Here is a 16891-nt window from a genome sequence, read left to right as displayed (position 1 = left end):
ATAGAGAGTTAGCTCGATGGGTAACTTCTCTGATTTGGTACTGAGTGACCAGCGATAATGAATAACCCCTGAGGTGAAAGGCATATGCCAATAGTTAAAGTACGTGAAAACGAACCGTTCGACGTTGCACTACGTCGTTTCAAGCGCTCTTGTGAAAAAGCAGGTATCCTTTCTGAAGTGCGTCGTCGTGAGCATTACGAAAAGCCAACTACAGTTCGCAAACGCGCTAAAGCAGCAGCTCAAAAGCGTCACGCTAAGAAGCTAGCTCGCGAAAACGCACGTCGCGTTCGCCTGTACTAATAACTTAATCCATAAGGACTGAGTTATGGCTCTTATTGAACAACTCAAAGAAGAGCAAAAATTAGCGATGAAAGCCAAGGACAAACCGCGCCTTGGCACTATCCGCTTAGCTCTTTCAGCAATTAAGCAACGTGAAGTTGACGAACGGATCACTCTGAACGACGACGACATAATTGCTATATTAGTTAAAATGGTTAAGCAACGTCGCGATTCTGTTGCTCAATATGAATCAGCAAATCGTCAAGATCTTGCTGACGTGGAAAAAGCAGAAATTACTGTACTTGAAGGCTTTATGCCTCAACCGTTAACTGAAGAAGAAGTTGTTGCACTACTTGATAGCGCAATCGCGGAAGCTCAACCTGCGGGCATGCAAGACATGAGTAAAGTAATGGCTATCTTGAAACCACAAATTCAAGGGCGTGCAGATATGGGAAAAGTTAGTGGTTTAGTTCGTTCTAAACTCGCTTAATCCCAAATCAAATTGCAACAAGCCGTGCAATCCTTCGGAACGCACGGCTTGTTTGTATCTGTAACCTATTCAAACTATTATTATCCACACTCTCAGTTAGTGCATTTTTCTAAGGTTTTATGGCAGGACACATCCCGCGTAGTTTCATCGATGATCTCCTAGCGCGTCTCGACATTGTCGACATTGTGGACGCACGCGTGAAACTTAAGAAAAAAGGCAAAAACTATGGTGCTTGTTGTCCATTTCACAACGAGAAGACCCCTTCTTTTAGCGTAAGCCAAGAAAAACAGTTTTATCACTGCTTTGGTTGTGGCGTGCATGGCAATGCCATCGACTTCATTATGGAGTTCGAACGTCTCGACTTTGTTGAAGCCATTGAAGAACTTGCCTCATTTTTAGGCCTTGATGTTCCTAGAGAACAGCGCAGTGGTGAAATATCCACGGCACCAAGAGCCAACAGCGAACAAAAACGTAACCTCTACGATTTGATGGGCGGCATCAGTAATTTTTACCGCTCTCAACTGAAAATCTCAGCTAACAAGCCTGCGATTGATTACCTAAAGAATCGTGGACTGTCTGGTGAAATCGTCCAGAAGTTTGGCATTGGCTACGTCGCTGATGAATGGGACTTGGTTCGTAAGAATTTTGGGCAACAAAAAGAAGCCCAAGACATGCTCGTTACTGGCGGCATGTTGATAGAAAACGATAAAGGTAACCGATACGACCGATTCCGTGGACGTGTCATGTTCCCGATTCGTGATCGTCGTGGTCGAGTGATTGGTTTTGGTGGTCGTGTCTTAGAAGACGGCACACCGAAATACCTGAACTCACCAGAAACGCCTATCTTCCATAAAGGCAAAGAGCTTTACGGCCTTTATGAAGTGCTGCAAGCCTACCGTGAACCGCCGCAAATACTTGTGGTTGAAGGTTACATGGATGTCGTGGCATTAGCGCAATATGGTGTTGATTACTCAGTGGCATCCCTGGGCACCTCGACAACCGGTGACCATGTTCAAATGTTGTTCCGCCAAACCAGCACAGTGGTTTGTTGTTATGACGGTGACCGAGCAGGTAAAGAAGCAGCGTGGCGTGCACTCGAAAATGCGCTTGAATACCTGAAAACAGGTAACACGCTCAAGTTTCTGTTTTTACCCGACGGCGAAGACCCAGATAGCTATATAAGAGAGAATGGCCAAGAGGCCTTCGAACAACTGGTACAGAATGCGACACCGCTTTCGACTTACTTGTTCGACAATCTTATTGAGATACACAAGTTGAACTTGGGAACAACGGAAGGGAAATCGGCACTGCGAGCACACGCAAGCGCCTTGATTAACAAAATCCCTGACAGTTATTTCCAAGAACTGCTCGAAAAATTATTGGATGAGCGTACTGGATTTGATAACCAACTGAGACGAGCTCGTGTTCATACTAAGAACCCGACACCTCAGCCGCATAAAGAGCTGAAACGCACTCCAATGCGAGAAGTTATCGCTTTGCTTATCCAAAATCCGAGCTATGCTGATATGGTACCGGATTTATCAAGTGTCAAAGGCTTACAGTTGCCTGGACTAAGTTTATTCGTCGAAGTACTTGATAAATGCCACGCGCATCCCCATATCAACACAGGCCAATTATTAGAGCATTGGCGACACAATAAACATGAGGCTCTTCTGTCTCGTCTCGCGAGCTGGGAAATCCCCCTCGACGAAGACAATCAAGAAGACATATTTTTAGATTCATTGGACAACATACTTGCCCAGTGCGTTGAAAAACAAATTGAAAACCTGCAGGCCAAAGCAAGAAGCGTCGGTTTATCAGCCGAAGAAAAAAGGGAGCTACTAGCTTTAATGCTAGATCTAAAAGCGTAACCCTGTTTGATTAGTCAGCATTTAATAAATTTGTTAACATAATTGGTTTGCATTTGAGAATGCAACGTCCTTCACCAGACCTGAAGTTGGATATCATCTATGGATCAAAATCCGCAGTCACAGCTTAAATTACTTGTTATTAAAGGCAAGGAACAAGGCTATCTGACCTACGCCGAAGTAAACGACCACCTACCTGCAGAAATCGTGGATTCTGAACAGGTAGAAGACATCATTCAAATGATCAACGACATGGGTATCAAGGTAGTAGAAACTGCACCTGACGCTGATGATCTAGCTCTTAATGATGACGATGCCAATATAGATGAAGATGCAGCTGAAGCTGCTGCTGCTGCGCTTTCAAGCGTAGAAAGCGAGATTGGCCGTACTACTGACCCAGTTCGCATGTACATGCGTGAAATGGGTACGGTTGAGCTACTGACTCGTGAAGGCGAGATCGACATTGCGAAGCGCATTGAAGATGGTATTAATACCGTTCAACTATCTGTTGCTGAATACCCAGGTACAATTCCATACATCTTGGAACAGTTTGACCGCGTACTCGCTGAAGAGATTCGTTTAACAGACCTAATCAATGGCTTTGTTGACCCAGACGACGATGGCACAGCTGCGCCAACGGCGACTCACATCGGTTCAGAACTTGCTAAAACTGATCTAGAAGACGAAGACAAAGAAGAAGCAGAAGACGACGAGGAAGAAGAAGAGGAAGATACAGGTATTGATCCTGAACTTGCTCTTGAGAAGTTCACAGCACTTCGCACTAGCTACCAAAACCGTCAACTAGCAATCAATGAATACGGCCATGAAAGCCCGAAAGCGACACTTGCAACGACAATGATGCAAGACGTATTCAAAGAGTTCCGTCTAACGCCAAAACAGTTTGATTACCTAGTAAACGAACTGCGTACTTCAATGGATCGCGTACGTACTCAAGAACGCCTAATCATGCGTCAAACGGTTGAGTACGGCAAAATGCCGAAGAAATCTTTCATTGCTCTATTTACAGGCAATGAATCTAGCGAAGCATGGTTGGACGAAGTGTTAGCTTCAGACAAACCATACGCGGAAAAGATCAAACGAAACGAGAACGATATCCGTCGCTCAATCCAAAAACTGGATATGATCGAGAAAGAGACATCTCTTACTGTTCAAAGCATTAAAGATATCAGCCGTCGTATGTCTATCGGTGAAGCGAAAGCTCGTCGTGCGAAGAAAGAGATGGTTGAAGCCAACTTACGTCTAGTAATCTCGATTGCTAAGAAGTACACAAACCGTGGCCTACAATTCCTGGATCTAATCCAAGAAGGTAACATCGGTCTGATGAAAGCTGTAGATAAGTTTGAATACCGTCGTGGTTACAAATTCTCTACTTACGCTACTTGGTGGATCCGTCAAGCAATCACTCGTTCGATTGCCGACCAAGCTCGTACTATCCGTATTCCGGTTCACATGATCGAAACGATCAACAAACTAAACCGTATCTCTCGTCAAATGCTACAAGAGATGGGTCGTGAACCACTTCCGGAAGAACTGGCTGAGCGCATGCAAATGCCTGAAGACAAGATCCGTAAAGTGCTGAAAATCGCTAAAGAGCCAATCTCAATGGAGACACCAATCGGTGACGACGAAGATTCGCACCTAGGTGATTTCATCGAGGATACAACTCTAGAACTTCCTTTAGATTCTGCAACGGCAACAAGCCTACGCGGCGCAACTAAAGACGTTCTTGCGGGCCTAACACCTCGTGAAGCGAAAGTACTGCGTATGCGTTTCGGTATCGACATGAACACTGACCACACTCTTGAAGAGGTTGGTAAACAGTTCGACGTAACTCGTGAACGTATCCGTCAGATCGAAGCGAAAGCACTGCGTAAACTTCGTCACCCAAGCCGCTCAGAAACTCTGCGTAGCTTCCTAGACGAGTAATTACACGCCTTAGTGTGGTTAGCTTTTAAGCATAAAATAGAAAAGGTGAGCGTTGGCTCACCTTTTTTGTGCCTGCGTGATTTAAGTGGCTAAGATGTAAGCGGAATTGCCCCTTATAGTGTCTAGACACCACTGAATGGTTCCCCTATAATCTATGCCCTACGGCCCCTTAGCTCAGTGGTTAGAGCGCACGACTCATAATCGTTCGGTCCCCAGTTCAAATCTGGGAGGGGCCACCAAATTAGAAAAGCCAGAACAGTTCATGCTGCTCTGGCTTTTTGCTTTTCTAGATCTGTACAACTCACTGCTGTATTTCCTACAAATAACGAATCGTCCCGCACACAATTCCAATTGCCTTGATGTGACTAAGCTTACTTTTCTTTTATAAAAAAGACGGCAATATGAACGTACATAAATCGTTCAATAGTTCAGGGAAGAAACATGAAAGACGAAACACTCTCGATTCACTTCGGCTACGAAACCGATCCAACAACCAAATCGGTTGCGACTCCTATTTACCAAACCGTTGCTTATGAATTCGATGATGCACAACACGGCGCCGACCTGTTTAACCTTGCGGTGCCGGGCAATATCTACACTCGTATAATGAACCCAACCAACGATGTGTTGGAAAAACGCATGGCAGCCTTAGAAGGCGGGATTGCAGGCTTAGTCGTGAGTGCGGGCAGTGCCGCAATCAACTATGCGATTCAGACGTTGGCACAGATCGGTGACAACATCGTTTCAACCCCTCAGCTTTACGGCGGTACTTACACCCTATTTGCTCACATGCTACCAAACCAAGGCATAGAGGTTCGCTTTGCCAAAGACGATAAACCTGAAAGCTTAGCTGCGTTAATCGATGAAAAAACCAAGGCGGTTTACTGTGAAAGTATAGGTAACCCAGCAGGTAATATCATCGACTTAGAACGTGTCGCAGAGCTTGCTCACGCACAGGGTGTACCTGTGATTGTTGATAACACAGTAGCGACTCCAGTGCTGTGTAAGCCTATCGATTTTGGTGCCGATATCGTGGTGCACTCGCTAACAAAGTACGTTGGTGGTCACGGAACAACATTGGGTGGCGTGATTGTCGATTCTGGTAAATTCCCATGGGCAGAGCACAAAGATCGCTTCCCAGTCTTTAATCAGCCAGAACCTTCTTACCACGGTGTGGTTTATACCGAAGCCTTTGGCGAAGCCGCGTTTATTGGTCGCGCTCGAACGGTGCCACTACGCAATACAGGCGCAGCACTGTCACCCATGAATGCTTTCATGTTAATGCAAGGCTTGGAGACGTTGTCGTTACGTATGGAGCGACACACAGAGAATGCACTGAAAGTAGCTGAGTACCTTCAGCAACATGAGAAAGTGAGTTGGGTGAGCTACGCTGGTTTAGCAACGTCTGAGTTCTATCCGCTGGCTGAGAAATACATGCAAGGTAAGCCGTCTGCCATTTTATCTTTTGGCTTGAAAGATGGTTATGAAGCAGGTGTTCGTTTCTATGATGCGCTACAAATCTTCAAGCGCTTGGTGAACATCGGCGATGCCAAGTCTCTTGCTTGTCACCCTGCTTCTACAACACACCGTCAATTAAGCGAAGCGGAACAAAAACAAGCGGGTGTATCACCAGAGATGATTCGCCTCTCGGTAGGTATTGAACACATTGACGATATCTTTGCTGATCTAGAGCAAGCCCTTAATACTTAATGCTTAATGCTTAATGCCGTTAAAACTAGATCTAACGCTGATCGTTAACTAACAGGCACAAAAAAGCCCATCACAGGATGGGCTTCTTATTATCTAATTTTCTTAGATAGGCTAACGATTACTCAACCGTTACTGCTTTCGCAAGGTTACGAGGTTGGTCAACATCGGTACCCTTGATTAGCGCCACGTGGTAAGACAACAGCTGCATCGGTACTGTGTAGTAGATAGGTGCTGTTACTTCACTTACGTGAGGCATCTTGATGATCTTCATGTTCTCATCGCTTTCAAAGCCCGCATCTTCATCAGCGAATACGTAAAGTAGACCGCCACGAGCACGTACTTCTTCAACGTTTGATTTCAGCTTCTCTAGCAAATCATTGCTTGGTGCAATAACGACAACTGGCATATCTGCATCGATAAGAGCCAAAGGACCGTGCTTAAGCTCACCAGCTGCATAGGCTTCTGCGTGAATGTAAGAGATCTCTTTTAACTTAAGAGACGCTTCCATTGCGATTGGGTAGAACTCACCACGACCTAGGAACAATGTGTGATGCTTATCTGCAAAATCAGGTGCTAGTGCTTCAATCTCTTTATCAAATGCCAATGCTTTTTCAATATCAGCAGGCAATTGATGTAGTGCTTGAACGATTTCAGCTTCTTTCTCTTCATTGATGCGACCTTGTAGACGACCAATTGAAGTCACCATCATCAGCATAGCCGCTAGCTGTGTTGTGAAGGCTTTAGTTGAAGCAACACCGATTTCAGTACCTGCGCGAGTCATGAACGCAAAATCAGATTCACGAACTAGCGAAGAACCCGCTACGTTACAGATAGTCATTGCTGACATGTAACCCTTCTCTTTTGCAAGACGAAGTGCAGCAAGCGTATCCGCCGTTTCACCAGACTGAGACAGAGTCACCAATAGGCTGTTCGGGCGAACAACGAAATCACGGTAACGGAATTCAGAAGCAATCTCTACATCACAGCTTACGCCTGCTAGAGACTCAAACCAGTAACGAGCTGCCATGCCTGAGTTGTAAGACGTACCACATGCGATGATCTGCACGTGTTCTACCTTGCTTAGGATCTCTTCAGCTTTAACACCGATTGCATTAGTGATTACAGAAGCGTCAGAGATGCGGCCTTCCATCGTGTTGATTAATGCAGTTGGCTGCTCAAAGATCTCTTTTTGCATGAAGTGACGGTATTGACCTTTATCACCAGCATCGTGCTCTGCGTTTGATTCAACGATGTCACGCTCAACACGCTCGCCCGCCACATCAAATACCGTAACATCACGACGAGTAACCTCAGCAACATCACCCTCTTCTAGATACATGAAGCGGCGAGTTACGCTTAATAGTGCAAGCTGGTCAGATGCTAGGAAGTTTTCACCAACACCAAAACCGATAACGATCGGGCTACCTGAACGAGCTACAACGATACGGCTAGGATCTTTGCGATCAACCGCCACCGTGCCATATGCACCGTCTAATTGTTTCGCTGTCTTTTGAAGCGCTTCAACCAATGAATCAGAAGTACGAAGTTCCCATTCAACCAAGTGAGCGATAACTTCAGTATCCGTTTGTGAAGTAAACACGTAACCACGCTCTTGAAGAAGAGCACGCAGTGCTTCGTGGTTTTCGATAATACCATTGTGTACAACAGCAATATCACCAGACATGTGTGGGTGTGCATTCGCTTCAGACGGCTCACCGTGTGTTGCCCAACGTGTATGAGCGATACCAGTACCGCCAATGACATGTTGCTGATCGACTGCGTCTGCTAGCTCTTGTACTTTACCAAGGCGGCGTACACGAGTTAGGTTAGATTCAGTATCGACTACAGCGACACCCGCAGAATCGTAGCCTCGGTATTCTAGGCGGCGAAGGCCTTCTACTAAGATTTCGGCTACATCACGTTGTGCTACTGCACCAACAATTCCACACATAGTTTTACTCCATCAATTTCGTTTATTCCTACTGGCAGCAAGCAAAGGCCATATCTTTCATTAAGATCAATTATAGGAAGGTAAATGCATAATAGTTAAAATTAGGTTTAAGCAGGATCAGTTAGGATCACTCGAACGTCATGTGATTCAATACTTGCTTGGAATTCTTTGTCCAAATCTGTATCGGTAATCAAAATATCGATGTGTTCCCACGCTAATTCCAAATTAGGGATCTTTCGTCCCACTTTTTCAGACTCAACCATCACGATCACTTCTCGTGACACTTCAGCCATAACTTTGCTCAGGCCAATCAATTCATTGAACGTGGTCGTGCCTCTATCAAGGTCGATACCATCAGCTCCAATAAACAATTGGTCAAAATCGTAAGCACGAAGTACTGACTCCGCGACTTTGCCTTGGAAAGAATCCGAATGGGTATCCCAAGTACCACCCGTCATTAATAACGTTGGTTCGCTTTCAAGCTCATTAAGCGCATTAGCAACGTGCAATGAATTGGTCATAACAACCAAACCACGCTTAGTATTAAGCTGCTGAATCAAGGCGCCGGTAGTGCTGCCACTGTCGATGACAATGCGATTATGGTCGCGAATCAAATCTGCAGCGGCTTTTGCTAATGAAATCTTTCGAGTCGAAACTTTTTGACCCAGTTCTTCGTTCACAACCTCTTTCGGTAATGAAATCGCACCACCATAACGGCGTAAAAGCTGACCGTTTTTCTCTAAAGACGCCAAGTCCTTTCTAATCGTGACCTCTGAGGTTTCGAACTTAGCGGATAATTCATCAACACTAACCTCCCCCTTTTCATTCACTAGATTAGAAATTGCATGTCTTCTGAGCTGGGTGTTTCGTTTCGACATTTAGAAAAGGCCATTAAGTTTCGATATGAAACATATTATAGTTACAACGAAACTATTTAGTCTATTTATTTTGATCCAAAAAATTAATAAATAGCGATGAAACCTTGTCCTAAGACAATTGTTAAGCAGTGATATTGAACTCATTAGGTGGTAGAATCCGCACCCGAAAAGAAAAAAAATTACAAAACTGACCGTTATTTTTCTGCAACTTTCACCTGATATATTGGTGTAAGTCACAGAAACCCGACGTTGAATCAAAATCTTTTAGTCATAAAATGACTAAAATTGATGAAAGACTTACAACTCTGAAGGACATATTGGAAGTCCCGCGCTTTTACACAACAGGCACAAAATGTTGATGTAGCGGACCAATCTTCAGAACTTAAATAAATTTCAAATTGTAACAATACTTACCGGAGAGTACCTTCCATGAAAAAGACCAAAATCGTATGTACGATTGGCCCTAAAACTGAATCTGTAGAGAAGCTAACTGAACTAGTAGATGCTGGCATGAACGTTATGCGTCTTAACTTCTCTCACGGTGATTTCGCAGAACACGGCACTCGTATCGCGAACTTCCGTAAAGTAATGGAAAACAAAGGTGAGCAACTTGCTATCCTTCTAGATACTAAAGGTCCTGAAATCCGTACTATCAAACTTGAAGATGGTAACGACGTAGATCTAGTAGCTGGTCAAGAGTTCACTTTCACAACTGACGCAACAGTTGTTGGTAACAAAGACGTAGTAGCAGTAACTTACCTAGGTTTCGCTAAAGACCTAACTGCAGGTAACACTATCCTTGTTGATGACGGCCTAATCGAAATGGAAGTTATCGCAACAACAGAAACTGAAGTTAAGTGTAAAGTTCTTAACAACGGTGCTCTAGGCGAAAACAAAGGTGTTAACCTTCCTGGCGTTTCTGTTCAACTTCCAGCTCTTTCTGAGAAAGACAAAGCTGACCTTAAGTTTGGTTGTGAGCAAGGCGTTGATTTCGTAGCTGCTTCTTTCATCCGTAAAGAAGACGATGTTAAAGAAATCCGTGAGCTTCTAAACGCTAACGGTGGCGAAAACATCCACATCATTTCTAAGATTGAAAACCAAGAAGGTGTAGATAACTTCGATTCAATCCTTGAAGCTTCTGACGGCATCATGGTTGCTCGTGGTGACCTAGGTGTTGAAATCCCAGCTGAAGAAGTAATCTTCGCTCAGAAAATGATGATCGAGAAGTGTAACCGTGCACGTAAGATGGTTATCACTGCAACTCAAATGCTTGACTCTATGATCAGCAACCCACGTCCAACTCGCGCAGAAGCGGGTGACGTTGCGAACGCAATCATGGATGGTACTGATGCAGTAATGCTTTCTGGTGAAACTGCTAAAGGTAAGTACCCAGTTGAAGCTGTTACTATCATGGCTCAAATCGCGAACCGCACTGATTCAGCTCTTAAAGCTGAACTAGGTTCTCGTCTAGACAGCCCACGTCTACGCATCACTGAAGCAGTATGTAAAGGCGCGGTAGACACTGCTGAGAAGCTAGCTGCTCCTCTAATCGTTGTTGCAACTGAAGGCGGTAAGTCTGCACGTTCAGTACGTAAGTACTTCCCAACTGCAAACATCCTTGCTCTAACAACTAACGAAAAGACAGCTGCACAGCTAGTTCTTACTAAAGGTGTTAAGCCAGTTCTTGTTGACTCTATCGAGAACACAGACGCTTTCTACATCAACGGTAAAGAAATCGCTCTACAATCTGGCCTAGGTAACAAAGGCGACATCGTAGTTATGGTTTCTGGTGCTCTAGTAGCTTCTGGTACTACAAACACAGCGTCTGTTCACGTTCTATAATCGAGAACAGCAACGCAATAAAATATAAAAGAGGGCTTCGGCCCTCTTTTTTTATGAAACAATATCTTGCCTAACTTTTCAGTACGCTGTATTATCAAGACATAATAGAACTACGTACTGTTAACTTCCAATTGACTCTTTCTAAGAGACGGATTAGCAGACTAGAAATCAAATATATACATGAGGTTTGTAATGTCTAGTCCTACTCTCACTGATAAAGTATCGAAAATGATTCGCCAAGATATCCTGAATGGTGAATTACTCCCTGGCCAAAAACTCGTTGTTGCTGATCTAAAAAGTAGATACAACGTGGGCGCATCGCCAATTCGTGAAGCTTTAGTACAATTGTCTTGGAGCAAGTACGTAAAACTAGAGCCACAAAAAGGCTGCTGGGTATCTCCGGTATCAAAGAAAGAGCTTAACGATTTATACGAAAGCCTTCGTGTTGTCTCTTCAGTTTTGCTTAAAAAAGCTATTTCATCAGGCGATGAGAGCTGGGAATTAGAAGTACTGACGTCTTACCATAAACTGTCTAAAATCCAATATGTGGCAGAAGAGTTTGACTGCGCTGAGTGGGAAGAACGTCACCAACAGTTCCATATATCATTGCTTGAAGGCGCGGATTCAGAGAACATGTTTAAGTTCTTTGATGACTTGATCAACCAAGTTAAGCGTTATCGTTTCCTAGTCCTGTCGGCTGAAACGGTGACAGACGACCTGTTCAATATCGATGAACACGAAATGATCATGAAGCTGGTACTGGCTAAAAATGTCGATCAAGCGACAGAGCTACTGGATCAACACCTGTTAAGCTCAATGAAACGAATTGAAGAAGTTATCGAAGCGGCATAAAGCCAAGATAGATTCTAACCATATAAAAACGGAGCCCAATGGCTCCGTTTTACTTTACTGTTACTGTTACTGTTACTGTTACTGTTACTGTTACTCAAACTATACAGTCGTTAATAACTACCAACCAAAAAACTCTTTGTGATGAGTATTGAGTAACAGCACCATAGGTAAAAAATACAACGCACTCAGCTGAAAACCAAGAATGGCTAATGTGCCTATGGTTAACCTCACTAAAAAATCGACAAACATACCACGCCTCTTTTCACTCGACAGTATGATCCCCAAATGCTTGCTCCAGCTAACCTAATTCGACTACTACGCTTCAAATCATTGATAAAGCGAGCTAATCCATTGAATTAAGTTAACGGTGTCATCCTTCTACTACTGGTAAACACTCTATTTATTGCACCGTTTGATACGATGAAATCTGAAGTACAGCCATTTGCTTATTGTTCAGTTTAGCTCAAATTATCGCCAGCATTAGACTTTAGTCTAACCAGTTAATGTTTGTGACACAGTTCTTTCCAAAGCGAGATTTTCAAGATTATTCAATGCTAAGAGCAGTTAAATTGCTCATTCAATTGAGATAAGTGAAGAGGGATAAGTGGAGAAGAATGAAGGTTTCATGGGTATTCAAAACACGATTGAATACAGAGAATTAAGCGACATCAGCATGGCTTGGGCACAAAGACACTGTATTGCGACCTGATGATTTAGATTCGTAAAGCCCAACATCGGCACATTTGTACGAACGAGTACTGTTACTGGTTAAATCCGTAAAGCCGACGCTGACTGTAATTTTCGTCCCCGCGGCGAGTTCTATCTCTATTCTTAAGCGATCCAATACGCGCTTCGCTTCTGACAGAGACGTGTGTGGCATCAACAATGCGAACTCCTCTCCCCCAACACGAGCAACAAAGTCAGTACTGCGAAGGCTATCTTGCAAAAGCTTAGCAACACCAGCAATCACACGGTCGCCTTCGTCATGACCAAGCTCGTCATTGATTCGCTTGAAATTATCAATATCAACCAAGGCTAAACAAGTCGTCGCTTCGTTAGGGTAACGCTCAACCAAGCGAGAATAGTAAGCGAGCTGTTCTTCGAACTTGCGACGGTTCCAGAGATTACTCAAAGAGTCTCGCTCGCTTAGAACGCGTAGACGGACTTCAAGCTCTTTTCTCACCGAGATGTCGACCAGTGACGTAATGTAGTAACTGATTTTACCCGAGTTGTTTTTGACCGCGTGAACTCGCATGATCGCAGTAAAAGGAATACGAAGTTTGTTCTTACACAACACTTCCCCTTCCCAAACTTCTTCTTGCTCGAGGTGCTGCCAGATTGAATCACTAGAGAGTGTCTGCACGGTATTTTCCAGCAGCAGTTGTAAGGCATTATGTCCGATGACTTGTTTTTTACTGTATCCCGTTATGTTTTCAAATTCGTTATTGATCATCATGGCGCGATGTTGCTTGTCAGAGATCATCACCGCCGACATGCCATTCAATGCCGCTCGCGCCAACTTACTTTCCAAGCTACGTCGTCGATAGTGAGTCACAAGATAAGCGAACGGAAAAGCAAAGATCAAAACAGTAAAGAGTACGATGATCTCTTCATGAGCAAGATCGTTGAGATCGCGCTCGGCACGATCAAGAAGCTGATTTTCATTGAGTTGAATCAGAAGGTACATCTTTTGATTATTCGCGAGCCTGACGGTGTTGAACGCGAACAGGTTACCATCTTCAAAAACATAGCCCATTTGTTCACGAGAGATCGCCTCCCACGTCTTAGGGGCAATGTTTTTCAGGTTGAAGCCTTTCCTCTCAGGGACAGAGTCACCGAAAAGCTTACTGCTGTTGTTACTCGCGATGTAATAACCCGCTTCATTAACCACTTCGGCTCTAAAGTCGTAATCAGGCGAAAAGTTGAGGCGTGAAGAGAGCCCCCAAACATCAAGGTTGATAACAAGATAGCCGACTCGTTTTTCAGGCGTTTCTACCGGTGTAAAAACACGTAATACCGGAACATAAGGATAAGAAAGTTCACCATGTTCGGTCTCAAGTTCGATTCCCCAAACACCAATTTCTTCACTTTCCAGTTCTTGTGCAAACTGATAATAACTAGAATCCGATCGGTCTTGTAGTTGTTGCGGTAAAGTCACGCCTCCCGTCATCGAAGAGTAATTCACGCGTACTAATTCCTTGCCTGCAATGTCTAGCAAGTGAATTTGGGTGTACCATTTTTGATTCACTAAAACAGATTGCCACACCTCTTCAAGGAGGCCTTTGGTTTGCTGAGACGGGGAAGTGGCAAAGTTGACGAGGCTTTGGCTATGGCTGAGTAGCTCCATCACGGACACTAATTGAGCCTTTAAAAGATTGTAGTCTCGCTCGGCATACACCAATTGATGCAGGGCTTGCTTAGCAGCATCATCAAAACTCTGTTGTTTCACTTCTTGGTAGCGTTGCAAGTAATAAAGACCTACAGCAGAAGACAGTGCGACAGAGATAATCAGCAATGTAATTATGGCTTTTTTATTTCTCATTGCTAACTCAGGTGAATGGAATGCAGCGCGGGATTATAGCACTCTAAATAATGAACAAAATAAAAGCCGCTTAAAAAAGCGGCTTTAAAACTGTTTTTCCAATAACGATCGCTTACGCTTTCAGTGCGCGCTCACCGCGAGCAATGCCAACGACACCACTACGAGCTACTTCAAGCACTTCCGTTACTTCAGACAATGCCTGAATGAAAGCATCAAGCTTCTCGCTAGTACCGGCCATTTGCACCGTGTATTGCGAAGCCGTTACATCAACAATCTGACCACGGAAAATATCCGCTGTACGTTTTACTTCAGCACGAGCAAAGCCGCTAGCACGTACTTTTACCATCAGAAGTTCACGCTCGATATGCTCAAGCTCAGACACTTCTTGTACTTTAAGTACGTCGATTAACTTGTGTAACTGTTTTTGGATCTGCTCAAGCTGCATTTCGCTTGAGTTAGTGGTGACATTCAGACGAGAAAGCGTTGGATCATCCGTAGGAGATACATTCAAAGACTCGATGTTGTAGCCACGCTGAGAAAACAAGCCAACCACTCGAGAAAGTGCACCTGGTTGGTTTTCCATTAATAGTGAAAGGATGTGTCTCATATTATGTTCTCTCCGTTTTGCTTAGCCACATGTTATCCATACCCTCGCCTTTAATCTGCATTGGGTATACGTGCTCGGTGTCATCCACACTGATGTCGACAAATACCAGACGGTCTTTCATCGCTAGTGCTTTTTCCAAACCTGATTCCAGTTCATCCGGAGAGGAAATACGCATACCAACGTGGCCATAAGCCTCTGCAATCGCAGCGAAATCAGGAACAGAGTCCATATATGAGTTAGAGTGACGACCTTGATAAACAATGTCTTGCCACTGTTTTACCATTCCTAAGAAACGGTTGTTCAGGTTAATGATCTTAACCGGAATATTGTATTGAAGCGCTGTCGATAGCTCTTGGATATTCATCTGAATACTGCCGTCACCCGTGACAACAACCACTTCTTCATCTGGTTTAGCGAACTTAACGCCCATACCCGCAGGTAGACCAAAGCCCATCGTGCCTAAGCCACCTGAGTTAATCCAACGGCGTGGCTTATCGAACGGATAGTACAACGCAGCAAACATTTGGTGCTGACCAACATCCGAGGCAACATACGCATCGCCATTGGTTACTTTATGAAGTGTTTCAATAACTTGTTGTGGCTTAATGCGCTCAGAAGATTTGTCATACGCTAAGCAATCTCGTTCTTGCCATTGCTTGATTTCGCTCCACCAGCTTTCCATCGCTTGTGCGTCATTGGTGCCGCCTTGCTCAACAAGCAGGTTAACCATGCTCTCTAGTACTTTCTCAGCTGAACCTACAATCGGTAGATCCACTTTTACGTTTTTAGAGATAGAAGATGGGTCGATATCAATGTGCATGATCTTCGCATCAGGGCAGTACTTGTCTAAGTTGTTGGTGGTACGGTCATCGAAACGTACGCCGATACCAAAGATCAAGTCAGCATTGTGCATCGCCATATTGGCTTCATACAAACCATGCATACCCAACATACCCAAAGAGTTTTTATGGGTACCTGGGAAAGCCCCAAGCCCCATCAGGGTACTTACGACAGGTAAATTCAGTGCTTCTGCCAATTTTAACAATGGCTTATCTGCCTCAGAAATAATCGCACCACCACCGACGTAAAGCACCGGTTTTTTCGCTTCAAGAAGTGCCTTTAATGCCTTCTTGATCTGTCCTTTATGCCCAGTAAGCGTTGGGTTATACGAACGCATTTTGATCGTTTCTGGGTATTCATAAGGAAGTTTGATTTGTGGGTTTAGAATATCTTTCGGCAAATCGATAACTACAGGACCTGGACGTCCTGTCGTCGAAATATAGAATGCTTTTTTAACAACGTCTGGGATGTCTTCCGCTTTCTTTACTAGGAAGCTATGTTTAACGATCGGACGGGATACACCCACGATGTCACACTCTTGGAAGGCGTCGTTACCAATCAAGCTATTTGGTACGTTACCAGAAATAACAATCATTGGGATTGAGTCCATGTACGCCGTTGCAATACCCGTTACGGTATTGGTCGCGCCCGGACCAGAACATACAAGTACCACACCCGGTTTACCGGTCGAACGAGTATAGCCATCTGCCATGTGGGTAGCGGCTTGTTCGTGTCGTACTAATACGTGTTTAATTTCAGCAGTTTTTGCATGCAGGGCATCATAGATATCAAGTACAGAACCACCTGGGTAACCAAAGATTTGTTCTACACCCTCTTCAATAAGAGACTGCACCACCATCTCAGCGCCGGATAACATTGCTGTTTCAGGTTTCGTTGTCATATTGCTCTCCTCACCAGTTTCCAATCACATTTGGTGAACATGTTGGGCTGGTTTTACATAGTCTAGGGCTTATTCGTAGCCTAATTCGAAATACTTCCACTTTTTCGGCTATGGCTGTCTGTCGTGATAACAACAAACAGTAATACGAAACAACTTTAACGCTTTATTATCATCTGGTCTAACA

Annotated in this window: 12 protein-coding genes and 1 tRNA gene; 8 read left to right on the top strand and 5 right to left on the bottom strand. The window is 44.2% G+C overall.

Annotated features, from left to right (window positions below):
- Window positions 1-84: 84 nt before the first annotated feature.
- The 6 genes from rpsU to BCT49_RS06755 all read left to right on the top strand — a co-directional run bounded on the left by rpsU (window position 85) and on the right by BCT49_RS06755 (window position 6294).
- A complete protein-coding gene (gene rpsU, locus BCT49_RS06780) occupies window positions 85-300 on the top strand; it encodes a 30S ribosomal protein S21 (protein WP_004396009.1) in 216 nt (71 codons plus the stop codon).
- A gap of 25 nt (window positions 301-325) precedes the next feature.
- The gene (locus BCT49_RS06775) at window positions 326-769 is read left to right on the top strand and encodes a GatB/YqeY domain-containing protein (RefSeq protein WP_102434642.1); all 444 of its coding nucleotides are present in this window, start codon (window positions 326-328) and stop codon (window positions 767-769) included.
- A gap of 119 nt (window positions 770-888) precedes the next feature.
- The gene (dnaG, locus tag BCT49_RS06770) at window positions 889-2640 is read left to right on the top strand and encodes a DNA primase (RefSeq protein WP_017102947.1); all 1752 of its coding nucleotides are present in this window, start codon (window positions 889-891) and stop codon (window positions 2638-2640) included.
- 99 nt (window positions 2641-2739) lie between these two features.
- Window positions 2740-4584, top strand: a complete 1845-nt coding sequence (gene rpoD, locus BCT49_RS06765; RefSeq protein ID WP_017106853.1) for an RNA polymerase sigma factor RpoD — start codon at window positions 2740-2742, stop codon at window positions 4582-4584.
- A 163-nt stretch (window positions 4585-4747) separates the two neighbouring features.
- Window positions 4748-4823 (top strand) — tRNA-Ile (locus BCT49_RS06760).
- 202 nt (window positions 4824-5025) lie between these two features.
- Window positions 5026-6294 carry an O-acetylhomoserine aminocarboxypropyltransferase/cysteine synthase family protein gene (locus tag BCT49_RS06755; protein WP_102434641.1) on the top strand — a complete coding sequence of 423 codons (1269 nt, stop codon included), beginning with the start codon at window positions 5026-5028 and terminating at the stop codon, window positions 6292-6294.
- A 118-nt stretch (window positions 6295-6412) separates the two neighbouring features.
- On the opposite strand, the gene glmS is transcribed toward BCT49_RS06755, so the two are convergent.
- Together glmS and BCT49_RS06745 are read right to left on the bottom strand one after the other, a co-directional pair.
- Window positions 6413-8245, bottom strand: coding sequence for a glutamine--fructose-6-phosphate transaminase (isomerizing) (glmS, locus tag BCT49_RS06750; protein ID WP_102434640.1), 1833 nt, complete (start codon window positions 8243-8245; stop codon window positions 6413-6415).
- Between the two features lie 107 nt (window positions 8246-8352).
- Window positions 8353-9123 carry a DeoR/GlpR family DNA-binding transcription regulator gene (locus BCT49_RS06745; protein ID WP_102434639.1) on the bottom strand — a complete coding sequence of 257 codons (771 nt, stop codon included), beginning with the start codon at window positions 9121-9123 and terminating at the stop codon, window positions 8353-8355.
- Window positions 9124-9552: 429 nt separating this feature from the next.
- On the opposite strand from BCT49_RS06745, the gene pykF reads away from it, so the two are divergent.
- Window positions 9553-10965, top strand: coding sequence for a pyruvate kinase PykF (pykF, locus tag BCT49_RS06740; RefSeq protein WP_017104457.1), 1413 nt, complete (start codon window positions 9553-9555; stop codon window positions 10963-10965).
- 180 nt (window positions 10966-11145) lie between these two features.
- A complete protein-coding gene (locus BCT49_RS06735; protein WP_102434638.1) occupies window positions 11146-11817 on the top strand; it encodes a GntR family transcriptional regulator in 672 nt (223 codons plus the stop codon).
- Window positions 11818-12475: 658 nt separating this feature from the next.
- Here BCT49_RS06735 and BCT49_RS06725 read toward each other — a convergent pair.
- From BCT49_RS06725 to BCT49_RS06715, 3 genes are all read right to left on the bottom strand, one after another.
- Window positions 12476-14359 (bottom strand): sensor domain-containing diguanylate cyclase, encoded by a 1884-nt coding sequence (locus tag BCT49_RS06725; RefSeq protein WP_102434636.1) that lies wholly within the window; start codon window positions 14357-14359, stop codon window positions 12476-12478.
- Between the two features lie 112 nt (window positions 14360-14471).
- Window positions 14472-14966 (bottom strand): acetolactate synthase small subunit, encoded by a 495-nt coding sequence (ilvN, locus tag BCT49_RS06720; RefSeq protein WP_004735875.1) that lies wholly within the window; start codon window positions 14964-14966, stop codon window positions 14472-14474.
- Between the two features lies 1 nt (window position 14967).
- Complete coding sequence (locus BCT49_RS06715) at window positions 14968-16707, bottom strand: acetolactate synthase 3 large subunit (protein ID WP_102434635.1); 1740 nt, start codon at window positions 16705-16707, stop codon at window positions 14968-14970.
- Window positions 16708-16891 lie beyond the last annotated feature (184 nt).

Origin of the sequence: Vibrio lentus (assembly GCF_002875945.1) — a bacterium.
Lineage (GTDB): Bacteria > Pseudomonadota > Gammaproteobacteria > Enterobacterales > Vibrionaceae > Vibrio > Vibrio apostichopi.
Note: the sequence above shows the minus strand (reverse complement) of the source record. Positions and strands in the feature narration are given on the sequence as shown.

Excerpts from the sequence above, each read along its gene's own strand:
- rpsU (WP_004396009.1), top strand. The coding sequence starts at position 85 with ATGCCAATAGTTAAAGTACGTGAAAACGAACCGTTCGACGTTGCACTA.
- BCT49_RS06775 (WP_102434642.1), top strand. The coding sequence starts at position 326 with ATGGCTCTTATTGAACAACTCAAAGAAGAGCAAAAATTAGCGATGAAA.
- dnaG (WP_017102947.1), top strand. The coding sequence starts at position 889 with ATGGCAGGACACATCCCGCGTAGTTTCATCGATGATCTCCTAGCGCGT.
- rpoD (WP_017106853.1), top strand. The coding sequence starts at position 2,740 with ATGGATCAAAATCCGCAGTCACAGCTTAAATTACTTGTTATTAAAGGC.
- BCT49_RS06755 (WP_102434641.1), top strand. The coding sequence starts at position 5,026 with ATGAAAGACGAAACACTCTCGATTCACTTCGGCTACGAAACCGATCCA.
- glmS (WP_102434640.1), bottom strand. The coding sequence starts at position 8,245 with ATGTGTGGAATTGTTGGTGCAGTAGCACAACGTGATGTAGCCGAAATC.
- BCT49_RS06745 (WP_102434639.1), bottom strand. The coding sequence starts at position 9,123 with ATGTCGAAACGAAACACCCAGCTCAGAAGACATGCAATTTCTAATCTA.
- pykF (WP_017104457.1), top strand. The coding sequence starts at position 9,553 with ATGAAAAAGACCAAAATCGTATGTACGATTGGCCCTAAAACTGAATCT.
- BCT49_RS06735 (WP_102434638.1), top strand. The coding sequence starts at position 11,146 with ATGAGGTTTGTAATGTCTAGTCCTACTCTCACTGATAAAGTATCGAAA.
- BCT49_RS06725 (WP_102434636.1), bottom strand. The coding sequence starts at position 14,359 with ATGAGAAATAAAAAAGCCATAATTACATTGCTGATTATCTCTGTCGCA.
- ilvN (WP_004735875.1), bottom strand. The coding sequence starts at position 14,966 with ATGAGACACATCCTTTCACTATTAATGGAAAACCAACCAGGTGCACTT.
- BCT49_RS06715 (WP_102434635.1), bottom strand. The coding sequence starts at position 16,707 with ATGACAACGAAACCTGAAACAGCAATGTTATCCGGCGCTGAGATGGTG.